Origin of the sequence: Streptomyces sp. NBC_00377 (assembly GCF_036075115.1) — a bacterium.
GTDB lineage: Bacteria > Actinomycetota > Actinomycetes > Streptomycetales > Streptomycetaceae > Streptomyces.
The window spans coordinates 4213413-4239460 of record NZ_CP107958.1; the positions used below are offsets into that span (position 1 = coordinate 4213413).

Sequence of the window (26048 nt, forward strand, 5' to 3'; positions counted from 1 at the left end):
GACGGATTCTAGGTACCGGAACCTGATCAAAACAGTGTGCGGCAAACGGAATTCGCCGTCGCACGCAAAACCGGCACAATCTCGCCCGGTAATGCCTTCAAGGCATTGACGTTCGTGAATTGATTCACGATATCTCGGGCAAGATTCACTTCATCAAGATTCACTTCACCGAGATTCCAAGATTCACTTTCCGAGACCACTGTAAACGCGGTCACCGAGGTCCGCACATGCCGAAGGGCCCTACGAGGTAGGGCCCTTCGGATGGGTCAATCGGGTGGGTCGATCTGGGAGTGGATCTGGTGGGTCTACATGACGACCGACCTACTGGCCGACTGATCGACCTGGTGATCGACCACATGGGTTGATCCAGCCGGTGGCTCGCGAGGGTCAGGTCAGGTCAGGTCAGGTCAGGTCAGCGTCGCGGTGACCGGCGTGGCGGGCCAGGTCATGCGGATCAGCCCGCCGTGCTCCCCGGCGGTGACCTCCACGTCGTCCACGAGGCCGCTGATGACCGCGAGGCCCATCTCGTCCTCCTCGGCCTCGACGTCAGCGCCCGAACCGGGCGCCCGGTCGCCGGGTGCCGAACGCGGAGCCTCGTCGCCGACCTCGATGGAGAACTGTTTCTCGTCCTCGATCAGCGCCACCCTCACCGGCTCGGTGATACCGCCGATCTGATGCAGTCCGACGGCACGGGTGCAGGCCTCGCCGACGGCGAGCCTGACCTCGTCGAGGACGGCCTCGTCCACCCCGGCCCTGCGCGCCACCGCCGCCGCCACCAGTCGGGCGGTCCTGACATGCTCGGGCAGCGCGCTGAAGCGGAGTTCAACGGTGGCCATACGTCCCCCTCGGAACTACGGGCGTGCTGTCGGGGGGCCGGGCGGTGAGGCCCGGACCCCTTCTTTGTTCGACCAGCCGTGCCGGGCCGCTCGGGCCCGGAACGGCTGGTCAGTCGGTGGCAGCGACCGCTTCGTCGACCGAGGTGTGGATCGGGAACACCTTGGTCAGACCTGTAATGCGGAAGATCTTCAAAATGCGCTCCTGGTTGCAGACCAGACGGAGCGAGCCCTCATGGGCACGCACCCGCTTCAGTCCGCCGACCAGCACGCCGAGCCCGGTGGAGTCGAGGAAGTCCACGCCCTCCATATCGACGACGAGGTGGAAATTCCCGTCGTTCACCAGCTCGACCAGCTGCTCGCGCAACTTGGGCGCGGTATATACGTCGATTTCGCCACCGACCTCGACGACCGTACGATCGCCGACGGTACGGGTCGACAGAGACAGGTCCACGGATCCTCCAGCACCTTGCTATCGAGCGGTCGTCCCTCGGAACACCTGGGCAGGAGCCCCCGGGACGGTACGCCAGCCGCGATGGCATTCAATCACTTACCGGCAGGCGTGCACGACGCCTTGGCCCCATTGTCCGTCACGCCAGTGACACACTCGGTGCCGATGGCCAAGAATCACCGATCCGATCGACCCTTGCCCGAGGCCGCGCCCCGCCTGTCGCCGGGGGCGGTCCTGGACCGGCTCGCCCCGGGACCGAGCCGGGCATCGCGCATCACTCATACGGAGCACTTGCCCCCACGTGAGGGCCGCCATGCCGTCTGGCCGGACCGGATTCGCCCCGAGGTCATCGCGGCCGTGCAGGCCTGCGGTATCGAACACCCCTGGGCGCACCAGGCGCGGGTGGCCGAGCACGCCCTGGACGGCGATTCCGTGGTCGTCGCCACGGGCACCGCGTCCGGCAAGTCCCTGGCATACCTCGTGCCGGTCCTCACCGCCCTCCTGGACGGCTCCGAGGCTCCGAACGGCCGGGGAGCCACCACCCTCTATCTGGCGCCCACCAAGGCCCTGGCAGCGGACCAGTGCCGCTCGGTGAAGGAACTTTCACAACCTCTCGGCACCGCCGTTCGGCCGGCCGTGTACGACGGCGACACTCCGTTCGAGGAACGGGAGTGGATCCGCCAGTACGCGAACTACGTCCTCACCAACCCGGACATGCTGCACCGGGGGATCCTGCCGACCCACCCCCGCTGGTCCTCCTTCCTGAAGTCCCTGAAGTACGTCGTCATCGACGAGTGCCACACCTACCGCGGTGTGTTCGGTTCCCACGTGGCCCAGGTGCTGCGCCGCCTGCGCCGTCTGTGTGCCCGCTACGGCGCCTCCCCGGTCTTCCTGCTGGCCTCCGCGACCTCCGCCGAGCCCGCGGTGGCCGCCGGGCGCCTCACCGGACTCCCGGTGGTCGAGGTGGCCGACGACGCCTCACCCCGTGGTGAACTGGTGTTCGCCCTGTGGGAGCCCCCGCTCACCGAGATGGTGGGCGAGAAGGGTGCACCCGTCCGGCGTACCGCCACCGCCGAGACCGCCGACCTGCTGACCGATCTCGCCGTGCAGGGCGTGCGCACCGTCGCCTTCGTCCGTTCCCGGCGTGGCGCCGAGCTGATCGCCCTGATCGCCCAGGAACGCCTCGCCGAGGTCGACCGCTCGCTGGCCCGGCGTGTCGCGGCCTACCGCGGCGGATATCTCCCCGAGGAACGACGGGCCCTGGAGCAGGCCCTGCACTCGGGCGAGCTGCTCGGCCTCGCCGCGACCACCGCCCTGGAGCTGGGCATCGACGTCTCCGGACTCGACGCGGTCCTGATCGCCGGTTACCCGGGCACGCGCGCGTCCCTGTGGCAGCAGGCAGGGCGGGCGGGCCGGTCCGGGCAGGGCGCGCTGGCGGTGCTCGTCGCCCGAGACGACCCGCTGGACACTTTCCTGGTGCATCACCCGGAGGCGCTGTTCGACCGTCCCGTGGAGTCGACCGTCCTCGACCCCGACAATCCCTACGTCCTCGCCCCCCACCTCTGCGCGGCGGCCGCGGAGCTCCCGCTGACCGAAGAGGACCTGCCTCTTTTCGGCCCCGAGACCGAAAGCCTGCTGCCGCAGCTGGAGGCCGCGAAGCTGCTGCGCCGCCGGACCACGGCCTGGCACTGGACCCGCCGGGAACGGGCCGCCGACCTCGCGGACATCCGCGGCGGGGGCGGCCGACCGGTCCAGGTCGTCGAGTCCGGTACGGGCCGGCTGCTCGGCACGGTCGACGCGGGCGCCTCCCACACCACCGTCCACGAGGGCGCGGTCCACCTTCACCAGGGCCGCACGTATCTCGTGCGTTCCCTCGACCTGGAGGACTCCGTCGCCCTGGTCGAGCAGGCCGACCCGCCGTACTCCACGGTCGCCCGGGACACGACGTCGATCTCCGTCCTGGAGACGGACGTCCAGATCCCCTGGGGTCGGGGCCGTTTGTGCTACGGCTCCGTCGAGGTCACCAATCAGGTCGTCTCCTTCCTGCGTCGACGTGTCATCACCGGTGAGGTCCTGGGCGAGACGAAACTCGACCTCCCTCCTCGTACGCTGCGCACGCGCGCCGTGTGGTGGACGGTGACCGAGGACCAACTGGACGACGCCCGGATCAACCCCGAGATCCTCGGCGGGGCCCTGCACGCCGCGGAACACGCCTCGATCGGGATGCTGCCCCTCTTCGCGACCTGCGACCGCTGGGACATCGGCGGCGTCTCGGTCCCCCTCCACCCCGACACGCTGCTGCCGACGGTCTTCGTCTACGACGGCCATCCCGGCGGGGCGGGCTTCGCGGAGCGGGCCTTCCACACGGCCCACTCCTGGCTGACGGCCACCCGGCAGGCCATCGCCTCCTGCGAGTGCGACGCCGGCTGCCCGTCCTGTATCCAGTCCCCCAAGTGCGGCAGCGGCAACGACCCGCTGCACAAGAGGGGAGCCGTACGCCTTCTCGCCGAGCTCCTGCGGGAGGCTCCCGAGGAGAAGCCGGAAGATCCGGCGTAGACCCACCCGGCGGAACGGACCGAGGGGGACCAGGGGAACGAAGGCAACGGGAAGCGGGGGACCGAACAGTGGTTCCGGTGAAGGAGCCGGGCGCAATCAAGCCGACAGCACCTCCTGAGATCGGGCCGGGTGCAACGAAGCCGACAACGGCACCGGAGAGGGCGGCGGAGCGGGCTGCGGGGACGGTGCCGCGTCCGCAGGCCCCGCCCGCGCTCTGACCTCGGCCGCGAACAGCCCTCGTCCCGACGCCACCGTCACATCCGAGATCTCGCCGACGACCGCGCACCGCACCAGTCGCGCGCCCTGCGCCCGGGCCACCCGGTCCGCCCGGGCACAGGCCTGCTCGGCGCCGTCCGTCCAGTGGTCGGCCGCGGCGAGCGCGGCGAGATCGGCGCCGCCCGCGGCCCGGTGCCGGACCGCCACCGCCTGGCCGAGGGCGAGCACCGCCCCGAACACCACACAGAGCACGGCGATCGCACCCACACTCCAGACAGTGGCGGAGCCACGATCTGCCTTCGCACCCCCGAGGCGCCCTCGGAGAGACCTGATCCGGGCCCGCATCCCCCAGCCGCGAAGCCCCGCGCCGCTCACGGGACGTCTCCCGTCACCCGCTGGGCGCCCCCTACGACGCCCTCTGCGGGGCCCACGGTCTCCCCCGGCCCCACCGCCTGGCCCGCCGGGCCGGCAGCCTCCGCTGCCGCCACGGCCTCCTCGCGCACCTCGAAGGGCAGCCCGCGCAGTGCCGGTGGCTTGGCCACGACCACGACGCGGAGCTGATCGCCCTCCCGGCTGATCGTCACCTCCGCCCCGCGCGGAGCCGTCGCGCGGGTCACCTCGAGGATCGCGTCGGCCGGATCCTGCCGAGCCGCCGCTCGGGCGCCGGTCCTGGCCGCGTCCACGCATTGGATCTGGGCGGCCATGACCAGCAGCCCCCACACCAGCGCCGTAGCGAACACCACCAGCACCGGCAGCACCACGGCCGACTCCGCAGTCACGAATCCGCGGTCCCCGCCGCACACCGCGCGGCTCGCGCGACAGGGCTTCCGTCCACGCTCACGCCCCCGCACTGAGCGCCCGTTTCACGATGGCTTGCAACTGAGCGGCGACCACTTCGCTCGTCACGACCTGGTAGAGAAGCACCGCGAAGCCCACGGCAGCCACGATCCCCATCGCGTACTCCGACGTCACCATCCCTGCGTCTCCTCGCGCCGCACGGACCCTGCACATCAGGGCACACAGTCGCGCCCGTACCGCCTTGTTCATCTCAACTCCCATGCACTTCTGTCGGGTTGATCTCTGCTATTTCGACGGCGCGTTCGACCACTCACTGCTGGGCCACTCACTGCTGGCCCACTCGCGGATCGACCCCTTCTTGCTCGACCGCCCGCTGGTGAGCGATTCGCCGCCCGGCCTGCTGTGTCTGAGCGACACTCGGCTCAGCCGGCCGTTCGACCACCGGTCACCCGCGTTGCAGCTCCCGGGCGTTCACGTCGCTCAAGTCGCTCAAGTCGTTCATGTCGTACGTCGTTCACGTTCCTGGCGCTCTCATGAGCCACCCCCTCCCAGCACCCCGCCCGCGAGTCCGATGACGATGGGCAGCACGCCGACCGCGATGAAGGCGGGCAGGAAACACAGCCCCACCGGCACCGTGACCATGACGGCCGCCCGCCGCGCCCTGGCCGTCGCGGTGCGTGACCATTCGGCACGGGTGTCGGCGGCGAGCCGGGCGACCGGTCCGGCGGTCGGCAGCCCCGAGATGTCGGCCCGCTCCAGCAAGCGGGCGAGGGCCGCAGCACCCGGCGCAGAGGCCAACCTCCGCCATGCGGTGGCCGGTTCGCCGCCCAGCCGTACCTCGGCGGCGCCACGCGCCAGCGCCTCTCCCACCGGACCGCCCAGAGCTTCCCCCACGGCCTGCGCCGCGATCACCGGGCCCGCTCCGGCCGCGATGCACGCGGCCAGCAGGTCTGCGGCCAGGGGGAGTTGGCGAGCGGCGAGCAAAGCATCGGTGTCGCTCACCACACCTGACGCCTGTTGATGACGCCGCCACCGCCCCAGCCCCACCGCGCCGATCACCCCCAGCGCGAGACCGGCGAACCCTCCGACCACCACCCATGCGGCCCCGAGCACCACCACCTCGGGCAACCACCGCCGGACCGTCTCCCGCACACCGGCTCCTCCGGCGGCCGCCATGGTCCCCGGGGGGAGCAGTGCAGCCAGGCGACGTCGTGCGCTGTGTTCGCGTCGGACGGTCTCCAGCCACCGCGCCAGCCACCAGAGGACCATGACGATCCCCAGGGCCACCCCCAGCCTGTGGACAACTTCCACGTTCACGCCTCCTCCGTCCACGTCGCCGGCTTCTCGTCACTCACTTCCGGTACTCCCTCTCGTCACGGCCTTCCGGCACTCGCCTGCGGTGCTCACTTCGCCTCCGCGTTGCGGACGATCCGCAGGGCCCACCACATCCCCACGCCTTCCAGCACACCGCCGACGAGCAGACAGCCCAGTCCGGCTCCCGTGTGCAGCAGGACATGGAGCGGGTCTGCTCCGAGCGCGGCCCCCAGCAGGAGGCCCAGGACCGGCAGTCCGGCGAGCATCACCACCGTGGCGCGCGGGCCCGCCAACTGGGCGCGCAGATCGGCACGTTGTTCGCGCTCCGCCCGCAACGCCTCCTCCAGGCGGTCCAGTCCGGCAGCGAGACCGGCCCCCTGGTCAACGGCCACGCGCCAGCACGCGGCGAGTCCGAGCAGTCCGTCGGCCCCCGGTTGCCGTGCGGCGACCGCGAGGGCCTTGGGCACGTCCCCGCCGAACCGTGCGGCAGCCAGCACCGCCGGCTGTGCCCCGCCCAGTCCTCCGGAGTCCCGTGCGGCGCGCTGCAACGCCTCCCCAGGCTGCCGGCCGGCCAGCACCTCCCCGGCCAGCGCCGCGCAGAGCGCGATCACCGCGTCCGCTCGACGCTCCCCAGCGCGCCTGATGTCGGCGGCACACCGCGCCCGGCGCAGCAAGGGGACCCCGGCCACCCCCGCGATGACCGGGAGCACCGAACCGCCCAGTACCGCCAGGACCAGTCCGGCGGCCGGCGCCCACCATTCGGGCCGCCACCGCCCCCGGAGCCTGCGCAGCTCACCGACGAGCTGCCGCCACGGCGGGGGCCCGGTGCCGACGACACCGCCTCCGGCGAGCAGCAACTGCGCTCGTCCGGCCCCCGAGTACGGTCCGCCCATCAGCCAGGCCGCAGCCCCCGCACAGGCCACGGCCGCAGCCATCGGAACCTCACTCATCCCGCCCGCCCTCCCCGTCGTTGCCGTCGTCGCCATCGTTCTCTTCGGTCCGCAGCAGTTCCCGTAGCCGCTCCCACCCCCGCTCATGGGTGAAGGAGTCCGCCCGCCACCGCAGTGCCGGCACGGTCCGCACCAGCCCGGACGGGTCCCGCTCGAGGACGTGCACCTCGGCGATCCGCCGCCGCCCGGCCGAATCGCGTACGAGGTGCAGGACCACGGACAGGGCTGCCGCCAACTGGCTGTGGAGCGCGGCGCGGTCCAGCCCCGCCGCCGTGCCGAGCGCCTCGAGCCGGGCGGGGACGTCAGCGGCGGCGTTGGCATGGACGGTCCCGCAGCCGCCGTGGCCCGTGTTGAGCGCGGCCAGCAGATGGACGACCTCCGGACCGCGCACCTCGCCCACGACGAGCCGGTCGGGCCTCATCCGCAGGGCCTGCCGGACCAGGTCCTCGAGCGTGACGAGCCCCGCCCCCTCCTGGTTGGCCGGTCTGGTCTCCAGGCGGACGACGTGCGGGTGATCCGGTCGCAGCTCCGCCGAGTCCTCCGCGAGCACGATCCGCTCCCCCGGCCCTGCCAAGCCCAGCAGGGCGCTCAGCAGGGTCGTCTTGCCACTGCCGGTGCCACCGCTGACCAGGAAGGACAAGCGCGACCGCACCAGCGCCCGCAGCACCCTGTCCCCGCCCGGCGGAACCGTGCCCGCGGCCACCAGCTCGCCGAGGGTGAACGCCCGGGGGCGCACGACGCGCAGGGACAGGCAGGTGCAGCCGACGGCGACCGGGGGCAGCACCGCGTGCAGTCGCGTCCCGTCGGGCAGCCGGGCGTCGGCCCAGGGCCGGGCGTCGTCCAGGCGCCGTCCGGCCACGGCGGCCAGACGCTGGGCGAGGCGCCGTACGGCCGCGGCGTCGGGGAAGGAGACATCGGTCAGCTCGAGACCGCCGCCCCGGTCGACCCAGACCCGGTCGGGGGCGGACACCAGCACGTCGGTCACTCCGGGATCGGTGAGCAGCGGCTCCAGCGGCCCGCTGCCGATCAGCTCGGACCGCAACTGCTCGGCCGCGCCGAGGACCTCCGCGTCCCCGAGGACCCGCCCTTGTTCGCGCAGTGCCTGCGCCACGCGCGCGGGTGTCGGTTCGGCTCCGCTTTCGGCCAGCCACTGCCGGACGCCGTCGAGCAGCGTCCCGGCCCCTCTCACCCGTTCGGTCCTGGACGGCGTACTCATGAGCCACCCGCCTCGGTCAGCGCGCGCTCCCAGAACTCCTTGCAGAAGCGGGCGAGAGGTCCGCGCGCGGTAGCACCCGGTGGTGCCTTGCCGCCGTCCGGGCGCAGCAGCCCGGACTCGACGGGCACCTCGCCGGCCAGCGGCAGACCGAGCAGGCGGGCCACTGCGCTGTCGTCGAGTCCGGGCGCGTACGGGCCGCGCACCGCCACTCGCAGGTCACGCAGCACCATGCCGACGGCAGAGGCCACGCGCTTGCCCGCCGCGACGGCGCGCAGTTCCGCGGGGACCACGAGGAGACCGACGTCGAGCTGGGCGAGGACTTCGGCGACTCCGTCGTCGATGCGGCGCGGGAGGTCGACGACGACCGTGCCGCCCCGGCGCCGGGCCGCCGCCAGTACCGCACGCACGGCCTGGGGCGCGATGGCGACGCAGTCGCCCCGGTCCCAGCTGAGCACCCGCAGGGAGTGCAGTCTGGGCAGCGACTCCTCCAGGGCGCCACCGCCGACCCGGCCGCGCGAGGCGGCGAACGCGGGCCAGCGCAGGCCTTCCGCGCTCTCGCCGCCGAGGAGTACGTCGAGTCCGCCACCCAGGGGATCGGCGTCGACCAGGAGGGTGCGCAGTCCTTCCCGCGCGGAGGTGACGGCGAGGGCGCACGCGAGCGTGGATGCTCCGGCACCGCCGCGTCCGCCGATGACGCCGACGGTCAGGGCGGGTCGGCCCACGCCCTCGGCGACGTCGGCGATGCGGTCGACGAGCCACTGTTCACCGTCGGGCAGCATCAGGACGTGGTCCGCGCCGATCTCCACCGCGCGCTGCCACACCCCCGAGTCGTCCTGATCGCGGCCGACGAGGACCACTCCGCGTCTGCGGGCGGCCCCACGGACACGGCGGGCCGCGTCGTCGCCGACCAGGACGAGGGGCGCGGACTCCCAGCTGCCCCGGCGCTCCGGCACCGAGTGGTGGACCTCGGGTGTGGCGCCTGCCGCGGCGCACAGGCGCAGCAGATCGTCGAGGAGCGCCGCGTCCTCCGTGACGATCAGTGGCTTGCCCGGTCCGCCTCCGGTGGTGGGCGGCGGGTCGTGTGTGACGGCTCCGGTCACGGTTTCCATCCCCCTTCGCTGCGGGTCGCCGAGTCCCTGCGGTCCCGCGATTCCCCTACGTGTGAAGAACCGGCAGCCGGTCTCCATATGAACGGCCGACAGAAACCGGCCGAACGCCTCCGGCAAACGGAACCGGCCATGTGAAGTCGGCACGAGCGGACGCGTTGGAATCACGGTGGGGCGAACCCGGAAATCGTGTGGATCTTGGTGGAAAACTGTGGACGCGTAGGCAGTTGTGAATATCGCCGTCACCCTTACCGGTGACGCCCGCACCATCTGCTGTGCGACTCCCGCAGAGGAGTCCGACGACTACGCTCCGTGACAGCGGGTAGGCATGAAAAAGAGGCGGCCGCAGCCGCCTCGGTGCGGCACCACGGCCGCGCAGGGAAGGGGAAAATGCATCCGGACATGCGACGACCCCCGCCGGGGGGGAGAGCGGGGGTCGCCTTCACGGCCGACTCGGGGGGGGAGGAGCCGGACCGCGTTAGCACGGTCGCGAACGATCCGTGACTTCCATGGTGTACCCGAGAGCCTTCTCAGGCAAACCCACGCGCCCACCTTACGCCGAATGGGCTGCCCCTATGCTCTTGGTTGTGGAAAACCACTCCTTGCCCCGCACAGCGGCCTTCTTTGACCTGGACAAGACGGTCATTGCGAAGTCGAGCACGCTCACCTTCAGCAAGTCCTTCTACCAAGGCGGTCTGATCAACCGCAGGGCGGCCCTGCGCACCGCATACGCCCAGTTCGTCTTCCTCGTGGGCGGTATGGACCACGATCAGATGGAACGGACCCGCGAGTACCTGTCGGCCCTCGTGCGCGGCTGGAACGTCCAACAGGTGAAGGAGATCGTGGCCGAGACCCTGCACGACCTGATCGACCCGCTGATCTACGACGAGGCGGCCTCCCTGATCGAGGAGCACCACACGGCCGGCCGTGACGTCGTGATCGTGTCGACCTCGGGCGCCGAGGTCGTCGAGCCGATCGGCGAGCTGCTCGGCGCGGACCGCGTGGTCGCCACCCGCATGGTCGTGGGCGAGGACGGCTGCTTCACCGGCGAGGTGGAGTACTACGCCTACGGCCCGACCAAGGCGGAGGCGATCAAGGAGCTGGCCGGGTCCGAGGGGTACGACCTCGCGCGCTGCTACGCCTACAGCGACTCGGCGACCGACCTGCCGATGCTGAAGGCGGTGGGGCACCCGCACGCCGTGAACCCGGACCGGGCCCTGAGGCGCGAGGCCGTCGCGCGCGGGTGGCCGATTCTCGACTTCCACCGGCCGGTGCGGCTCAAGCAGCGGATCCCGACGTTCTCGGTACCGCCCCGCCCCGCGCTCGTCGCCGCCGCGGCCATAGGAGCGGCGGCTGCCACCGCGGGTCTCGTCTGGTACGCGAACCGACGCCGGGCAGCGACCGTCTGACGGGCACCGCGCGGGACGCCTGCCCTGGCTGACGCCACGACCGAGCGGCGGTGCCCGTTTGAATCCCGTTTGGACGCAAAAGCAAAGAACTGGCGCCAGCACTTCCGCTTGTCCGGGACTCGGAGTAGAAAGGACTTAACGGCCCGCGAGACCAAGGACATCCGAGAGGATCACCTTAATAACGCATTTGGCCCCACGGACCGCGCATGATCACTGGGCACCCACGCGACGTCGACCCGTCGATTACGGGCCAGCCGCACCAGGTGACGGGCAAAGCTCCCGGCCTGATGGGCAATATATCGAGGACGCTTGGTAACCGGGTGAGCATGCCAGCGGCGGTACGAGAACTCGTACCGCCGCAACCCTTTGCAGCGAGGCCCCCGCGAGGGGGCCTTTCCCGTTGCCGCGCCCCTCGCGCGCGGGGTTTACGCCGCCCCGCGCTGGAGCGCTTCGCACACTGCCGTCGACTCGCGTGCGCCCAGCTCGACCGCCCTGCCGCAGTGCGCGATCCAGGCCGCCATGCCGTCCGGAGTGCCCGAGACATAGCCGTCGAGAGCCGCCAGGTAGGCCGCCCGTCCCAGCTCGGCATGTCCGACCTCGGCCGGGCAGACCGACTTGGGGTCGAGGCCGCCACCGATCAGGACGATCCGCTCGGCGGCCCGTGCGACCAGTCCGTTGCAGGAGGTGAAGGGCCGCAGGGCCAGCAGTTCGCCGTGCACCACGGAAGCCGTCACCAGTGCGGGCGCGGAGCCTCCCGCGATGATCAGCTCGGACAGCCCCTCGAGGCGGCCGGCCACCTCGGCGGCGTCCGGCAGCGGCAGCTCGATCAGCGGCTCGTCGACCGGCTCACCGGCCTGACGCGGACGTCCGACCTCGTCACCGTCGCTCGCGGCGGCCACCAGGTGCAGTCGCGCCAGCACCCTCAGCGGCGACTGCCGCCAGATGGACAGCAACTGGCCCGCCTCGGCGGACAGCCGCAGAGCCGCACCCATGACACGCGCCTCGCCGTCGACCCCGAAGTCGGTGCGCCGACGCACCTCCTCCAGCGCCCAGTCCGCCCCGGACAGGGCCGCCGAGCCGCGAGCGCCGCGCAGCGCGGCCTCCGAGGTGATCTCGTTGCTGCGGCGGCGCATGACGCGATGCCCGTAGACCCGGTCCACGGCCTTGCGCATGGACTCCACGGATTCGGCCACACCGGGCAAGGAGCCCAGGGCCGCGAGCGGATCGGCGGACGCGCCTGTCGTACTCATGAGTACGAGATTACGCAACGGAGGCCCGCGCCCCACGAAGGAGTGGTCTTCTTCACGCAGGCACGACACACACAGCTATCACGGCACTACGCTTCGTGAACATGAAAATTGCTTTCGTCGGGAAGGGCGGCAGCGGCAAGACCACCCTGTCATCCCTGTTCATCCGCCACCTGGCCGCCGACGGCCGACCTGTGATCGCGGTCGACGCGGACATCAACCAGCATCTGGGGCCCGCCCTGGGCCTCGACGAGGCGGAAGCCGCGGAACTGCCCGCGATGGGCGACCGGCTGCCGCTGATCAAGGACTATCTGCGGGGTGCCAACAGGCGTGTCACCTCCGCCGACGTGATGATCAAGACGACACCGCCCGGCGAGGGCTCCCGGTTGCTGCGGGTGTGCGAGAACAACCCGGTGTACGACGCCTGTGCGCGGCCCGTGGAACTCGACGGCGGCGCCGTCCGTTTGATGGTCACGGGCCCTTTCACGGACGCCGACCTGGGGGTCTCCTGCTACCACTCCAAGACGGGAGCGGTGGAGCTGTGCCTGAACCACCTGGTGGACGGCCGTGACGAGTACGTCGTGGTCGACATGACCGCGGGCTCGGACTCCTTCGCCTCCGGCATGTTCACCCGCTTCGACATCACGTTCCTCGTCGCCGAGCCGACCCGGAAGGGGGTCTCCGTCTATCGCCAGTACAAGGAGTACGCACGCGACTTCGGTGTCGAACTGAAGGTCGTCGGCAACAAGGTGCAGGGCCCGGACGACGTCGACTTCCTGCGCGCCGAGGTCGGGGACGACCTGCTCGTGACGGTGGGTCACTCGGACTGGGTGCGCGCCATGGAGAAGGGCCGGCCGCCCCGGTTCGCTCTCCTGGAGGACACCAACCGCCAGGCGCTGCACCTGCTGCGGACGACGGTCGATTCGGCGTACGACCGGCGTGACTGGGAGCGTTACACGCGGCAGATGGTGCACTTCCACCTGAAGAACGCCGAGTCCTGGGGCAACGAACGCACCGGGGTCGACCTGGCGGCGCAGATCGACCCCGGATTCGTCCTCGGCCGGAGCCTCACGGCCTCCGCCTGACGGTCCCTGCCGATGAGGTCCTGGCGGTGGGGTTCAGCGTGAACACGCGTGTGGCGGCGTCTGCCGGCCCGAGCGTCTAACGCCTGGCCGCCGGGGCCCCGGGGACACCCTTCGGAGCCGGGGCGGGGCTGCCGTGCAGGAAGGAAGCCCAGCCGTCCTTCGGGGCCTCGCCGACTTCCAGGGTGCGCAGCTTGGCCAGGATGTTCGGGTCCTGGGCGTCCAGCCAGTCGGCGAGCTGCCGGAAGGACACGCAGCGCACGTCCGGCTTGTTGCAGACGTGCTCGACGACCTGTTCGACGGCGCGCATGTACGTGCCGCCGTTCCAGGACTCGAAGTGGTTGCCGATGATCAGTGGTGCGCGGTTGCCGTCATAGGCCCGGTCGAAGCCCGTGAGCAGGCCGTCACGCATCTGGTCGCCCCAGAACTTCCGCTTGCCGGGGTCGCCCTGGGTGTGGGTGCCGGACTGGTTGACCATGAAGTTGTAGTCCATGGTGAGCTGTTCGTAGGTGTGGCCGGGGAAGGGCACGAGCTGCATCGACAGGTCCCACAGCCCCTCTTTCTTGCCGGGCCACACCTGGTTGTTGACGCCGCTGGTGTCGTAGCGGAAGCCCAGTTCCCGGCCGGCCTTCATGAAGTTCTTCTGGCCCTCCAGGCAAGGGGTGCGGGCGCCGATGAGCTCCTTGTCGTAGTCGAAGGGCAGCGGCGCCGCGTCCTTCATGCCGGTGTTGGTCTTCCAGGTCCTCACGAACTGCTTGGCCTGGGCGATCTCCTCCTTCCACTCCTCGACCGACCACTCGCCGACGCCGCCGTTCTTCCCGCAGAAGTGGCCGTTGAAGTGGGTGCCGATCTCGTTGCCCTCCAACCACGCCAGGCGCAGCTGCTTCACGGTGTCCGCGATGCCGCGCTCGTCGTTGAAGCCGATGTCGGAGCGGCCGGGCGAGTGCTGCGGCGGCTTGTACAGGTCTGCTTTCTCCTCCGGCAGCATGTACACACCGCTGAGGAAGTACGTCATCGTCGCGTTGTTGGCCTTGGACACCTTGCGGAAGTGCGAGAACAACTGCTGACTGTCCTCGCCTGCGCCGTCCCAGGAGAAGACCACGAACTGGGGCGGCTTCTGGCCCGGCTTCAGGCGCTCGGGGCGGGGCAGGTGGGGCTGTGCGCCGGTGTACGAGGTGGAGCCGTCGCCGATCAGGCGGACCACACTCCTGGGGACGGCCGGGGCCGGTTTGACCTTCTGCGGCCCCGGGACTCCCTCCCCGGAACCGTCGGAACCCCCGGTTCCTGTTGCACATCCTGCGAGCGATGCGGTGAGAGCCGCGGCGACCACTGCGCCCGCGGCGATCCTCTGGGTGGCGGCCATCTTCCGCCCACCTTCTTCCTTCTCTCGGCCAACGCCGACGAGGGCGTTCTCTGGTGACGCGCCGGGACGAGCCGACGGCGCCGTCAAGGTCGCACGGAGCCGAGAAGGAATTAATACGACAAGCCGATAAAAAGCCCACTTCACTCGCGCGGGTGATTACCTGCCCCATTTGCCCCAACAATCCAGGCTTGACCTTTACTCTGCATTACGATCTGTTTACCGAGCGTTGATTTCATCCCGCCGCTGCACGCCGTGACCCACGGCCGCGACCGCCCCCGACCTGACCGGGGGACCACATGTTCCGCGACCGCGCTGCCCCGGAGGAGACGGGAATTATGTCCGCCTGCGCCCCCACCCGCACTGCCCACTCGACGCCCACCGAGCGCGTCCACCAGCCCCACAGTCCCCCACCCGCCCCGCACCGACGCTTCCGCGTCGCGGGCGCCGACGTGTCCGCCTCGATCGCGGTCTTCCTGATCGCCCTGCCGCTGTCCCTCGGCATCGCCCTCGCCACCGGCGCGCCCCTTCAGGCCGGCCTCGTCGCCGCAGCCGCGGGCGGGATCGTCGCCGGGTGGATCGGCGGCGCACCGCTCCAGGTCAGCGGCCCCGCGGCCGGACTGACCGTGGTCACCGCCGACCTCATCCAGCGGTACGGCTGGCGGACGACATGCGCCATCACCGTCCTCGCCGGACTCGCCCAGCTGGCTCTCGGCTGCCTGCGCGTGGCGCGCACCGCCCTTGCCGTCAGCCCCGCCATCGTGCACGGCATGCTCGCCGGCATCGGCGTCACCATCGCCGTCGCCCAGCTGCACGTGGTCCTCGGCGGCACCCCCCAGAGTTCGGTACTCGACAACCTCCGTGCTCTGCCCGCCCAACTGGCCGCGCTGCGCCCCGCCGCCGTGGCGGTGAGCGCGTTGACCCTGACCCTGCTGCTGCTCTGGCCGCGTATCCCCGGCCGTGCGGGCCGGCTGCTGCACAAGGTGCCCGCCGCACTCGTCGCGGTCACCGGCGCCACCGCGATCGCCGCGCTGACGGGCCTCACCCTGCCCAAGGTGGATCTGCCGTCCTGGAGCAGTCACGCGCTGGCCGGGCTGCCCGAGGGACCGGCGCTCGGGCTCGTCGCCGCCGTCCTCACCACCACACTGGTATGCAGCGTGCAGTCGCTGCTCGGCGCGGTCGCCGTGGACAAGCTGATCGCCTCACGCCCCGGACTGCTGGGATCCCGCTCCACCCGTGTCGGCCGCGCCGACCTGAACCGCGAACTGCTGGGCCAGGGAGCGGCCAACATCGTCTCCGGCGCACTCGGTGGACTGCCCGTGGCGGGCGTCGCCGTGCGCAGTTCGGCGAATGTCCAAGCCGGTGCCGTGAGCCGGAACTCCACGATGCTGCACGGCGTTCTCGTAGTAGTCGCCGCGCTGCTGATGGTCCCGGTCCTGGATCTCATCCCGCTCGCCTCACTGGCCGCCCTGGTGATGGCCGTCGGCATCCAGATGGTGTCCCTGCACCACATTCGCACGGTGACCCGCCACCGAGAGGTGCTGGTGTACATCGTCACCACCCTCGGCGTGGTGTTCCTGGGAGTCCTGGAGGGCGTGACGTTCGGCGTCGCCGTCGCCGTGGCCGTCGCCCTGCACCGCCTCACCCGCACCCGTATCACGCACCACGAGAAGGAAGGAGTCCATCACGTACACGTCAGAGGCCAGTTGACCTTCCTCGCCGTCCCACGGCTCAGCCGCATCCTGCACCTCGTACCTCACGGCACCCATGTCGTCGTCGAGTTGGACGGCTCCTTCATGGACCACGCGGCGTACGAGTCCCTGCAGGACTGGCAGAAGTCGCACACCGCCCAGGGCGGCTCCGTGGAGCTGACCGGCCGCCGCTCCGGTACGGGGCTCGGCACGGGAGGCGACGTGGAGGCGGAACTTGACGCAGGATCCGGCCTCCCCGACCTCCCCGGTGCCGGCACCCGAGAAGGGGCATTGACGGCTCCCCGGCCTCTCGGCCCCGATCGTGTCGGTGAGGTACCGATCGCCGACTGCCGCTGCCGTCCCTGGACACCGTGGCGCAATCACCAGTGTGAAGTCCCGCAGAAGACGGCACACGCACCGCACACAGCACAACCGGCTGGCACGCCTGACGCAGCCCGTCCGGGGGAACCGGCGGAAGCGACACCTACAGCGGCAGCATCCCCCGGAACAGCCCGGAGAAGGGAGACGGCAGAGCCCCGGGAGCCTGAGCCGATGGGACCAGGAGAGTTGGGCAGGACAGAGCGAAGGGAACGGCCGGAACAGGCACAGCAGACGGAGCAGGCGGAAGAGACGGAGCGGCAGCCCGTCGAGCCGAGTGGACATCAGCTGGTGCGTGGGATCAGCGCGTTCCAGCGCAACACCGCGCCGCTGGTGCGAGGTGAACTGGCGCGGCTGGCCCGGGAGGGTCAACGGCCCACCCAGCTCTTCCTCACGTGCGCCGACTCACGGCTGGTGACCTCCATGATCACCTCCAGTGGTCCGGGCGACCTTTTCGTGGTGCGCAATGTCGGCAACCTCGTGCCGCCGCCCGGTGGGGAGAGTGGGGACGACTCGGTGGCGGCCGCGATCGAGTACGCGGTGGACGTGCTGAAGGTGCGGTCCATCACGGTGTGCGGGCACTCCGGATGCGGGGCCATGCAGGCACTGCTCGACTCCGAACCGGGAGGCGTGCGCACCCCGTTGAGGCGGTGGCTGCAACACGGTGTGCCGAGTCTGGAACGGATGGCCGACACAGACCGCCCCGGCGCCCGGCTCGCCGGGCGGGCGCCGGCGGACGCGGTCGAGCAGCTCTGTCTGACCAACGTGGTCCAGCAGTTGGAACACCTGCGGGCCCACGAGTCGGTGACCCGGGCGCTGCGGAGCGGGGCGCTGGAACTGCACGGGCTGTACTTCCACGTGGGTGAGGCTCAGGCATACCTGCTCACCGGGACGACAGAGGGCGGCGGCGAACTGTTCGGCCACGTGGGGCAGGCGGACGTACCGGCCTGATCCGGCGCGACGCGCTCCCCCCACTGTCCGAAGTCCCCAGCCGCTGGACGGCTCATGGCCAACGGGCGCGCCACATCACCGCAAGGTGCCTCCAGGCCCGACCGCCGGCGCGTCGGTCGACCGCACGCCTCCCCGCCGGCCGCACGCTTCCCGGTCGCCGGACACCCCCCGGTCGACCGGGCGGGCAGCCGGCCACGGCGCACCGACTCGCCGTGGCCGTCGGTGTCCACGCCGTCGGTGTCCACGCCGTCGGTGTCCGCCATCGGTGCCGTACCGCCGTACCGCCTCCGTAGAGGCATGGCCGTGTCGCGGGAATCCGCTGAAGGACCGTGCGCGTCCGGGGTGGTGGTGTGAAAGGCGTTACACCGGCTGAACTCCGGCTGCTGTGCATCCGTGGGTACGGATGTCCCCGGGAGCTGCCGGGATGGTCCTGGGGACGGAACCCCTGGCCGACGGAACGGAAGCAGGGCGTGCCGACCCCGAGCCGATAGGTCTAAACCAATTGCAGGTCGGCCCTTGTCACCGGCCCCCCGGGTCTGATGAGCTGTGGCCTGGGACACAACGGACACGGACACCCTTCGAGAGGGAGATGTCGTGAGCAACGAATCCTTGGCCAACCTGCTCAAGGAAGAGCGCAGGTTCGCGCCGCCCGCCGATCTGGCGGCCGACGCCAACGTCACGGCGGAGGCGTACGAACAGGCCAAGGCTGACAGGCTCGGCTTCTGGGCCGAGCAGGCCCGTCGGCTGACCTGGGCCAAGGAGCCGACCGAGACCCTGGACTGGTCGAATCCGCCGTTCGCCAAGTGGTTCAAGGACGGCGAGCTCAACGTCGCCTACAACTGCGTCGACCGGCATGTGGAGGCCGGGAACGGGGACCGGGTCGCCATCCACTTCGAGGGCGAGCCAGGCGACAGCCGTGCCGTCACCTACGCCGAGCTCAAGGACGAGGTGTCGAAGGCCGCCAACGCCCTGCTGGAGCTGGGGGTCCGGAAGGGCGACCGGGTAGCCGTATACATGCCGATGATCCCGGAGACGGCGGTCGCGATGCTGGCCTGCGCCCGGATCGGTGCCGCGCACTCCGTCGTTTTCGGCGGCTTCTCGGCGGACGCGCTGGCCACGCGCATCCAGGACGCGGACGCCAAGGTCGTCATCACGTCCGACGGCGGGTACCGGCGCGGCAAGCCGTCCGCGCTGAAGCCGGCCGTCGACGACGCGGCCGACCGCGCCGGCAACGTGGAGCACGTGCTCGTCGTCCGGCGCACGGGTCAGGACGTCGCCTGGAACGACGGGCGCGACGTCTGGTGGCACGAGATCGTCGAGCGGCAGTCGGCCGAGCACACTCCGGAGGCGTTCGAGGCCGAGCACCCGCTGTTCATCCTTTACACCTCCGGCACCACGGGTAAGCCGAAGGGCATCCTGCACACCTCCGGCGGCTACCTCACCCAGACCGCGTACACCCACCACGCCGTTTTCGACCTCAAGCCCGAGACCGACGTCTACTGGTGCACGGCCGACGTCGGCTGGGTCACCGGGCACTCGTACATCGTCTACGGGCCGCTGGCGAACGGCGCGACGCAGGTGATGTACGAGGGCACGCCCGACACCCCGCACCAGGGCCGTTTCTGGGAGATCGTGCAGAAGTACGGGGTGACGATCCTGTACACGGCGCCGACCGCCATCCGCACGTTCATGAAGTGGGGCGACGACATCCCCGCGAAGTTCGATCTCGGCAGCCTGCGGGTGCTCGGCTCGGTCGGTGAGCCGATCAACCCCGAGGCATGGGTCTGGTACCGCAAGCACATCGGCGGCGACCGGACGCCCGTCGTCGACACCTGGTGGCAGACCGAGACCGGCGCGATGATGATCTCGCCGCTGCCGGGCGTCACCGCGACCAAGCCCGGTTCCGCGCAGACGCCGCTGCCCGGCATCTCCGCGACGGTCGTCGACGACGAGGCCAACGAGGTGCCGGACGGCGGTGGCGGCTATCTGGTCCTGACCGAACCGTGGCCGTCGATGCTGCGCACGATCTGGGGCGACGACCAGCGGTTCCTCGACACGTACTGGTCACGCTTCGAGGGCAGGTACTTCGCAGGCGACGGCGCGAAGAAGGACGACGACGGCGACATCTGGCTCCTCGGGCGCGTCGACGACGTCATGCTCGTGTCGGGCCACAACATCTCGACCACGGAGGTCGAGTCGGCGCTCGTGTCCCACCCGTCCGTCGCCGAGGCGGCCGTCGTCGGCGCGGCGGACGAGACCACCGGGCAGGCCATCGTCGCCTTCGTCATCCTGCGCGGCACCGCGAACGCGGAGGACGAACAGCTCGTCGCCGACCTGCGCAACCACGTCGGCGTCACGCTGGGCCCGATCGCCAAGCCCAAGCAGATCCACCCGGTCACTGAGCTCCCCAAGACCCGCTCGGGCAAGATCATGCGCCGCCTGCTGCGGGACATCGCCGAGAAGCGCGAACTCGGGGACGTCACCACGCTGACCGACTCCACGGTCATGGACCTCATCCAGGCCAAGCTCCCGGCCGCGCCCAGCGAGGACTAGAAGGACGACGACGAGGGCACCGGGCGACGAGCGCGCCGGGTGCCCTCGTCGCATCTATCGTGGGTTCTGAGTGGCATCAGCGGGTTTCCGTCACCGCCGCGCCCCTCACCGTCGCACCTTAGGTAAACTAAACAAAAGACACGCAACTCAGGTGCGCCGGGAAGTCTGGTCGGCAAGTGCTCCGTCCTGCCCACCGACCGGAGGTCTCCCCCGTGACCGCGCCCCGCGATACCACCCCCCGCAAGGCCTTCGGCCGGCTGTCGCTCCCCGAGCGGAACTTCGTCACGGAGTCCCTGCGCACGGAGACCGTCGGCGGTGTGCTGCTGCTGGTCGCCGCCGTCGCCGCGCTGGTCTGGGCGAACGCGCCCCTCCTTCACGACAGCTATGAGAGCGTCAGCGACTTCCACTTCGGCCCCGAGGCGCTCGGACTGCACCTCTCCGTCGCCCACTGGGCGGCCGACGGCCTGCTCGCGATCTTCTTCTTCGTCGCCGGGATCGAACTCAAGCGAGAACTCGTCGCCGGTGATCTCAAGGACCCCAGGGCCGCCGCGCTCCCCGTCGCGGCAGCGCTGTGCGGGATGGCCGTACCGGCGCTCGTCTACACGCTCACCAACCTCGCCGGCGGCGGCTCTCTCGGCGGCTGGGCGGTGCCCACGGCCACCGACATCGCCTTCGCGCTCGCCGTGCTCGCCGTCATCGGCACCTCTCTGCCCAGCTCGCTGCGCGCCTTCCTGCTCACCCTCGCCGTCGTCGACGACCTGTTCGCGATTCTGATCATCGCGGTCTTCTTCACGAGCACCATCGACTTCGTGGCGCTGGGCGGCGCGGCGGTCGGCCTCCTCGCGTTCTGGCTGCTCCTGCGCCGGGGCGTGCACGGCTGGTACGTCTACGTCCCCCTCGCGCTCGTCGTCTGGGCGCTGATGTACAACAGCGGCGTGCACGCCACCATCGCCGGAGTCGCGATGGGCCTGATGCTGCGCTGCACCACGCGCGAGGGCGAGAAGCAGTCTCCCGGCGAGCGGGTCGAGCACCTTGTCCGGCCCCTCTCCGCCGGGCTCGCGGTCCCGCTGTTCGCCCTGTTCAGCGCCGGTGTGGCGATCTCGGGCGACGCGCTCGCAGACGTGTTCGGCAAGCCGGAGACCCTGGGCGTCCTCCTCGGTCTGATCGTCGGCAAGACCATCGGCATCTTCGGCGGAACCTGGCTGACCGCCCGCTTCACCCGCGCTTCGCTGAGCGAGGACCTCGCCTGGGCGGACGTGTTCGCGGTCGCGTCCCTGGCCGGCATCGGATTCACCGTCTCGCTGCTGATCGGGGAGCTCGCCTTCGAGGGCGACGCGATCCTGACCGACGAGGTCAAGGCATCCGTCCTGGTGGGCTCGCTGATCGCGGCGACCTTCGCGACGGTCCTGCTGAAGCTTCGCAACGCGCGGTACCGCCGGATGTGGGAGGCCGAGGAGCGCGACGACGACCTCGACGGCGTCCCGGACGTCTACGAGGAGGACGACCCGGCGTATCACCTGCGCATGGCGGAGATCCACGACCGCAAGGCCGCGGAACACCGCCGGACGGCCGATGAGATCACCCGGCGGATCGCCCGGGAGGACACCGCGGCACGCCACGGGCTTGCCGAAGTGCCGGGCGGGGCAGGCGAGGACGACGACCGTCCGGCATGATCTGACGGGACGGTACAAAAGAAGTCGGAAACACAGAGCAGCGGAAGAGGGAGAACGCGATGAGCGCACCCGACGGCAGCCCGGTCGGCGCCGAACGCAGCATCGGCCAGCTGTTCGCCTCGGCGACGACCGAATTGTCGGCGCTGGTGCACGACGAGATCGCGCTGGCGAAGGCACAGCTGAAACAGGACGTCAAGCGCGGGGCGGTGAGCGGCGGGGCGTTCTCGGTGGCGGGTGCCGTCCTGGTCTTCTCCCTTCCGATGCTGAACTTCGCGCTGGCGTACGGCATCCGGACCTGGAGCGACTGGAACCTGGCGGTCTGCTTCCTGCTGTCCTTCGCGGCGAACGTGCTCGTCGCGCTCGTCCTCGCGCTGATCGGCGTGGTCTTCGCGAAGAAGGCGCAGAAGAGCAAGGGCCCGCAGAAGGTCGCCGCCTCCGTGAAGGAGTCGGCGGGCGTCCTGCAGAACGCCAAGCCGCATCCGCGGCCCGAGCTCCCGCAGGACCGGGTCCCGGAGGCCATCGAGGCTGTGACACGCTCGTCGTCATGACGGACCCCGCCATCCCACCGGCCCACCCCGCATCGGTCGTACGCCCGGACGCCGTCTGCGGTGTACGGGTCACCCATCGCGAGGTCGCCGCGAACGGCGCGCGCTTCCACATCGCCGAGCTGGGTGACGGCCCGCTGGTCATGCTCGTCCACGGCTTCCCGCAGTTCTGGTGGACGTGGCGGCACCAGCTGGTCGCCCTGGCCGACGCGGGCTTCCGGGCCGTCGCGATGGACCTGCGGGGCGTGGGCGGCAGCGACCGCACCCCGCGCGGCTACGACCCGGCCAACCTCGCCCTCGACATCACCGGCGTGATCCGCTCCCTGGGCGAGCCGGATGCCGCGCTGGTCGGCCACGACCTGGGCGGCTATCTGGCGTGGACGGCGGCCGTGATGCGGCCCAAGCTCGTCCGCAGGCTGGCCGTCGCGTCGATGCCGCACCCCCGGCGCTGGCGCTCGGCGATGCTCGCCGACGTCCGCCAGACGACCGCGAGTTCCCACATCTGGGGGTTCCAGCGGCCGTGGATCCCCGAGCGGCAGCTCACCGCCGACGACGGTGAACTGGTGGGCCGGCTGATGCGGGAGTGGTCCGGGCCCCGACCGCCGGAGGACGAGGCGGTGGAGACGTACCGGCGCGCCATGTGCATCCCTTCCACCGCGCACTGCGCCGTGGAGCCGTACCGGTGGCTCGTGCGGTCGCTGGGCCGTCCGGACGGCATCCAGTTCTACCGGCGCATGAAACGGCCGGTGCGCGTACCGACGCTGCATCTGCACGGGTCCCTCGATCCGGTGATGCGCACCCGCAGCGCGGCCGGCTCCGGCGAGTACGTCGAAGCGCCGTACCGCTGGCGGCTGTTCGACGGGCTCGGCCACTTCCCGCACGAGGAGGACCCGGTCGCCTTCTCCACGGAACTCGTCAACTGGCTGAAGGATCCCGAACCCGATCGGTGACCGGGTCGTCGCGCCCGGTACCCGGTGCTGAACGTCTGTACTACGAACAGCCAAATGCCCGGCGCATAGGCCAATTGGCCGCTCCGAGGGCGGTTATCGACCTTGGGGCAGGGGCAGACGTCGGGGTATGGGCTGGACGCACGACTACAGTGACGCAGCACGCAACCGCCGCTCGGCCAGTGGCCTGAGCCCCCACCGACGAGGTGGCGACCCGCAACTGCCGGGCTCCGACCTCCGGGTGGGCATTCCGCGCATCCTGCGCCGCCGGGCCCGATGGGTCTCGGTCCGCCTGCGTCATCCGCGAGGCTGACCAGCCGGCAAAAGGCGTCCACAGGAACGCCGGTGGGGCCGGATCGGGTCTTCGGCAGGGCCTCAGGACCTTCGTACGTCCCTCAGAGGGCGCAGCTGTCGCTGTCCACCTGCTGGCCCGCGGTACGCCCCTCGGTGATGTCCTGCCGGATCTCGTCCGCCGTGAGGGCGTAGCCCGTCTCGGCGTCGTCGAGGGACTTCGCGAAGACCACGCCGTACACCTTGCCGTCGGGGGTGAGCAGCGGTCCACCGGAGTTTCCCTGACGGACGGTCGTGAACAGCGAGTACACATCGCGGCGCACGGTGGTGCGGTGGTAGATGTCCGGGCCGTTGGCCGTGATGCGGCCCCGCACACGCGCGGCACGGACGTCGTACGAACCGTTCTCCGGGAACCCCGCGACGATCGCGTCGTCACCGGTCACCGCGTCCTTGGCGGTGAACTGAAGCACGGGCGCGTCGAGATCCGGCACGTCCAGGACGGCGATGTCGCGCTTCCAGTCGTACAGGACGACCGTGGCGTCGTACTTGCGGCCCACACCGCCTATCTGGACGGTGGGTTCGTCGACACCGCCCACGACGTGCGCGTTGGTCATCACACGGCGCTCGCCGAAGACGAACCCGGTGCCTTCCAGGACCTTGCCGCAACTCTCCGCGGTGCCCATCACCTTGACGATGGAGCGCTGCGCCCGCTTGGCCACCGGGCTGTCGGCGAGCGCCGGGTCGGGCGCCCGGACGTCGGTGATCGGCTCGTTGGAGAACGGACTGAAGACCTGCGGGAAGCCGTTCTGCGCGAGGACGGAGGAGAAGTCGGCGAACCAGGTGTCGGCCTGGGCGGGCAGCGCCTCGGACACCCCGTGCAGCACCTTGGAACTGCGGACCTCCTTGCCCAGGGTGGGCAGGGTGGTGCCGGCGAGTGCGGACCCGATCAGCCATGCCACGAGCAGCATCGCCACGACATTGACCAGCGCGCCGCCCGTCGCGTCCAGCGCACGGGCCGGGGACCAGGTGATGTACCGGCGCAGCTTGTTGCCGAGATGGGTGGTGAGGGCCTGGCCGATCGAGGCGCAGACGATCACGACGATGACCGCGACGACGGCGGCCGTGGTGCTCACCTCGGAGTTCTCGGTGAGCGCGTCCCAGATGACGGGCAGCAGGTAGACGGCGACGAGGCCGCCGCCCAGGAACCCGATCACCGACAGGATGCCCACGACGAAGCCCTGGCGGTAGCCGACGACCGCGAACCAGACGGCCGCTACCAACAACAGGATGTCCAGCACGTTCACCGCTTCGCGCCTCGCCTCGTCATCTCACACTCACCACAGGTCGGCCGGAGGTCTGGCCGACCGCGAAGCGGCGATGGGACAGGACGTCCCCGAGGCAGACACAGTACGGTGGACACCCTGTCATGACCGCCAGTCCAGCGGGACCTGCTTCTCACGGTCCCAGGGGCGCTCCCAGCCCGCGAAGTGCAGCAGACGGTCGATCACACCGGCCGTGAAACCCCACACAAGGGCCGATTCGACCAGGAATGCCGGGCCGCGGTGACCGCTGGGGTGCACGGCCACGGCCCGGTTGCCGGGGTCCGTGAGATCCGCCACGGGAACCGTGAAGACGCGGGCGGTCTCACCGGGATCGACGACGCCCACCGGGCTCGGCTCGCGCCACCAGCCCAGGACCGGGGTGACGACGAAGCCGCTGACCGGGATGTACAGCTTGGGCAGCACACCGAAGAGCTGGACCCCCGCCGGATCGAGCCCCGTCTCCTCCTCGGCCTCGCGCAGGGCGGCCCGCAGCGGCCCGTCACCGTGCGGGTCGCCGTCCTCCGGGTCGAGGGCACCGCCCGGGAAGGACGGCTGGCCGGGGTGCGAGCGCAGGGAACTGGCCCGCTCCATGATCAGCAGCTCGGGGCCGCGCTCGCCCTCGCCGAACAGGATCAGGACGGCCGACTGGCGCCCCGTGCCGTTCTCCGGGGGCAGAAAGCGGCTGAGCTGGAGCGGCTGGACCGTCTCCACGGCGTGCACCACCGGGTCCAGCCAGGCGGGCAGGCCCTCCTTGCTGAGCGTCACCGCACCGCCCTGCGTACGACTCGCGCGTGTCATCGCCACACCACCCCCCGTTCTGCCTCGTCCAACGCCCGGGCCCCGGCAGATCGTTCCGCGGGCCGTCCCTCGATCGTGTGTCTCGTACGGGCCGTACGTGCCACGTCCCCAGGCTGCGTCGTACGCGCCGGGTCCGTCGCACGCGCCTGGTCCCTTGGCCGGGTCGTACGCGCCGGATCCCTCGTACGTGCCGGGTCCCTCGTGCGTGCCGCACCTGTGCGCACGGCGATCCGCCCGGCGCCATCCACTCGCCCCGCGCCACCCACCCGCCCAGCACTGCTCATGCGCTCCGCGACCCCCGGACGCCCTGCGCCGGTCCATGCACCCCGTTCCGCCCGCGCACGCCGTTCAGCGCGTGCCC

At 70.8% G+C, this 26048-nt stretch carries 23 protein-coding genes; 9 read left to right on the plus strand and 14 right to left on the minus strand.

All coding sequences use genetic code 11. The annotated features are described in order from the left end of the window. Nucleotides 1-26 precede the first annotated feature (26 nt). The 3 genes from OHS71_RS18920 to bldG all read right to left on the minus strand — a co-directional run bounded on the left by OHS71_RS18920 (nucleotide 27) and on the right by bldG (nucleotide 1287). Nucleotides 27-215 carry a hypothetical protein gene (locus OHS71_RS18920; RefSeq protein ID WP_328480549.1) on the minus strand — a complete coding sequence of 63 codons (189 nt, stop codon included), beginning with the start codon at nucleotides 213-215 and terminating at the stop codon, nucleotides 27-29. Nucleotides 216-407: 192 nt separating this feature from the next. Next, the gene (locus OHS71_RS18925; RefSeq protein WP_328480550.1) at nucleotides 408-836 is read right to left on the minus strand and encodes an ATP-binding protein; all 429 of its coding nucleotides are present in this window, start codon (nucleotides 834-836) and stop codon (nucleotides 408-410) included. Between the two features lie 109 nt (nucleotides 837-945). After that, nucleotides 946-1287, minus strand: a complete 342-nt coding sequence (gene bldG, locus OHS71_RS18930) for an anti-sigma factor antagonist BldG (protein ID WP_009189842.1) — start codon at nucleotides 1285-1287, stop codon at nucleotides 946-948. Nucleotides 1288-1368: 81 nt separating this feature from the next. Between bldG and OHS71_RS18935 the strand changes: the two genes are divergently transcribed. Further along, nucleotides 1369-3840 carry a DEAD/DEAH box helicase gene (locus OHS71_RS18935; RefSeq protein ID WP_328480551.1) on the plus strand — a complete coding sequence of 824 codons (2472 nt, stop codon included), beginning with the start codon at nucleotides 1369-1371 and terminating at the stop codon, nucleotides 3838-3840. A gap of 96 nt (nucleotides 3841-3936) precedes the next feature. Here OHS71_RS18935 and OHS71_RS18940 read toward each other — a convergent pair whose 3' ends face one another. From OHS71_RS18940 to ssd, 7 genes are all read right to left on the minus strand, one after another. Continuing rightward, nucleotides 3937-4401, minus strand: a complete 465-nt coding sequence (locus OHS71_RS18940) for an Rv3654c family TadE-like protein (protein ID WP_328484565.1) — start codon at nucleotides 4399-4401, stop codon at nucleotides 3937-3939. A gap of 26 nt (nucleotides 4402-4427) precedes the next feature. Then, complete coding sequence (locus OHS71_RS18945; RefSeq protein WP_399341596.1) at nucleotides 4428-4907, minus strand: TadE family type IV pilus minor pilin; 480 nt, start codon at nucleotides 4905-4907, stop codon at nucleotides 4428-4430. Further along, on the minus strand, nucleotides 4894-5103 hold the full coding sequence (locus OHS71_RS18950) for a DUF4244 domain-containing protein (protein ID WP_328480553.1): 210 nt from the start codon (nucleotides 5101-5103) through the stop codon (nucleotides 4894-4896). The genes OHS71_RS18945 and OHS71_RS18950 overlap by 14 nt, the downstream gene beginning before the upstream one ends. Nucleotides 5104-5385: 282 nt before the next feature. Further along, nucleotides 5386-6171: a type II secretion system F family protein gene (locus OHS71_RS18955; protein ID WP_328480554.1), complete on the minus strand. Its 786-nt coding sequence runs from the start codon at nucleotides 6169-6171 to the stop codon at nucleotides 5386-5388. 86 nt (nucleotides 6172-6257) lie between these two features. Continuing rightward, on the minus strand, nucleotides 6258-7118 hold the full coding sequence (locus OHS71_RS18960) for a type II secretion system F family protein (RefSeq protein ID WP_328480555.1): 861 nt from the start codon (nucleotides 7116-7118) through the stop codon (nucleotides 6258-6260). Then, nucleotides 7111-8334, minus strand: coding sequence for a TadA family conjugal transfer-associated ATPase (locus tag OHS71_RS18965; protein ID WP_328480556.1), 1224 nt, complete (start codon nucleotides 8332-8334; stop codon nucleotides 7111-7113). The genes OHS71_RS18960 and OHS71_RS18965 overlap by 8 nt, the downstream gene beginning before the upstream one ends. After that, complete coding sequence (gene ssd, locus OHS71_RS18970; RefSeq protein WP_328480557.1) at nucleotides 8331-9443, minus strand: septum site-determining protein Ssd; 1113 nt, start codon at nucleotides 9441-9443, stop codon at nucleotides 8331-8333. The genes OHS71_RS18965 and ssd overlap by 4 nt, the downstream gene beginning before the upstream one ends. Before the next feature lie 572 nt (nucleotides 9444-10015). Between ssd and OHS71_RS18975 the strand changes: the two genes are divergently transcribed. Beyond that, nucleotides 10016-10849 carry an HAD family hydrolase gene (locus OHS71_RS18975; protein WP_328480558.1) on the plus strand — a complete coding sequence of 278 codons (834 nt, stop codon included), beginning with the start codon at nucleotides 10016-10018 and terminating at the stop codon, nucleotides 10847-10849. A gap of 425 nt (nucleotides 10850-11274) precedes the next feature. Here the strand turns inward: OHS71_RS18975 and OHS71_RS18980 are convergent, their stop codons facing one another. After that, on the minus strand, nucleotides 11275-12099 hold the full coding sequence (locus OHS71_RS18980) for an oxidoreductase (RefSeq protein WP_328480559.1): 825 nt from the start codon (nucleotides 12097-12099) through the stop codon (nucleotides 11275-11277). 101 nt (nucleotides 12100-12200) lie between these two features. Here OHS71_RS18980 and OHS71_RS18985 point away from each other — a divergent pair, with 101 nt between their 5' ends. Further along, nucleotides 12201-13181: an ATP-binding protein gene (locus OHS71_RS18985; protein ID WP_328480560.1), complete on the plus strand. Its 981-nt coding sequence runs from the start codon at nucleotides 12201-12203 to the stop codon at nucleotides 13179-13181. Nucleotides 13182-13257: 76 nt separating this feature from the next. On the opposite strand, the gene OHS71_RS18990 is transcribed toward OHS71_RS18985, so the two are convergent. Beyond that, nucleotides 13258-14541, minus strand: a complete 1284-nt coding sequence (locus OHS71_RS18990; RefSeq protein ID WP_328480561.1) for a polysaccharide deacetylase family protein — start codon at nucleotides 14539-14541, stop codon at nucleotides 13258-13260. 335 nt (nucleotides 14542-14876) lie between these two features. Here OHS71_RS18990 and OHS71_RS18995 point away from each other — a divergent pair, with 335 nt between their 5' ends. The 6 genes from OHS71_RS18995 to OHS71_RS19020 all read left to right on the plus strand — a co-directional run bounded on the left by OHS71_RS18995 (nucleotide 14877) and on the right by OHS71_RS19020 (nucleotide 23589). Beyond that, nucleotides 14877-17558: a SulP family inorganic anion transporter gene (locus OHS71_RS18995; protein WP_328484566.1), complete on the plus strand. Its 2682-nt coding sequence runs from the start codon at nucleotides 14877-14879 to the stop codon at nucleotides 17556-17558. Nucleotides 17559-18152: 594 nt separating this feature from the next. Further along, nucleotides 18153-20111 (plus strand): acetate--CoA ligase, encoded by a 1959-nt coding sequence (gene acs, locus OHS71_RS19000; protein WP_328480562.1) that lies wholly within the window; start codon nucleotides 18153-18155, stop codon nucleotides 20109-20111. A gap of 212 nt (nucleotides 20112-20323) precedes the next feature. Beyond that, nucleotides 20324-21784, plus strand: a complete 1461-nt coding sequence (nhaA, locus tag OHS71_RS19005) for a Na+/H+ antiporter NhaA (protein WP_328480563.1) — start codon at nucleotides 20324-20326, stop codon at nucleotides 21782-21784. 59 nt (nucleotides 21785-21843) lie between these two features. Beyond that, the gene (locus tag OHS71_RS19010) at nucleotides 21844-22332 is read left to right on the plus strand and encodes a phage holin family protein (RefSeq protein WP_328480564.1); all 489 of its coding nucleotides are present in this window, start codon (nucleotides 21844-21846) and stop codon (nucleotides 22330-22332) included. Continuing rightward, nucleotides 22329-23279: an alpha/beta fold hydrolase gene (locus OHS71_RS19015; protein ID WP_328480565.1), complete on the plus strand. Its 951-nt coding sequence runs from the start codon at nucleotides 22329-22331 to the stop codon at nucleotides 23277-23279. Before OHS71_RS19010 ends, OHS71_RS19015 begins: the two co-directional genes overlap by 4 nt. Nucleotides 23280-23406: 127 nt before the next feature. Then, nucleotides 23407-23589 (plus strand): hypothetical protein, encoded by a 183-nt coding sequence (locus OHS71_RS19020; protein WP_328480566.1) that lies wholly within the window; start codon nucleotides 23407-23409, stop codon nucleotides 23587-23589. An 82-nt stretch (nucleotides 23590-23671) separates the two neighbouring features. On the opposite strand, the gene OHS71_RS19025 is transcribed toward OHS71_RS19020, so the two are convergent. Continuing rightward, nucleotides 23672-24871: a MarP family serine protease gene (locus OHS71_RS19025; protein ID WP_328480567.1), complete on the minus strand. Its 1200-nt coding sequence runs from the start codon at nucleotides 24869-24871 to the stop codon at nucleotides 23672-23674. Nucleotides 24872-24991: 120 nt separating this feature from the next. Continuing rightward, nucleotides 24992-25687, minus strand: coding sequence for an NUDIX hydrolase (locus OHS71_RS19030; RefSeq protein WP_328480568.1), 696 nt, complete (start codon nucleotides 25685-25687; stop codon nucleotides 24992-24994). Nucleotides 25688-26048: the final 361 nt, after the last annotated feature.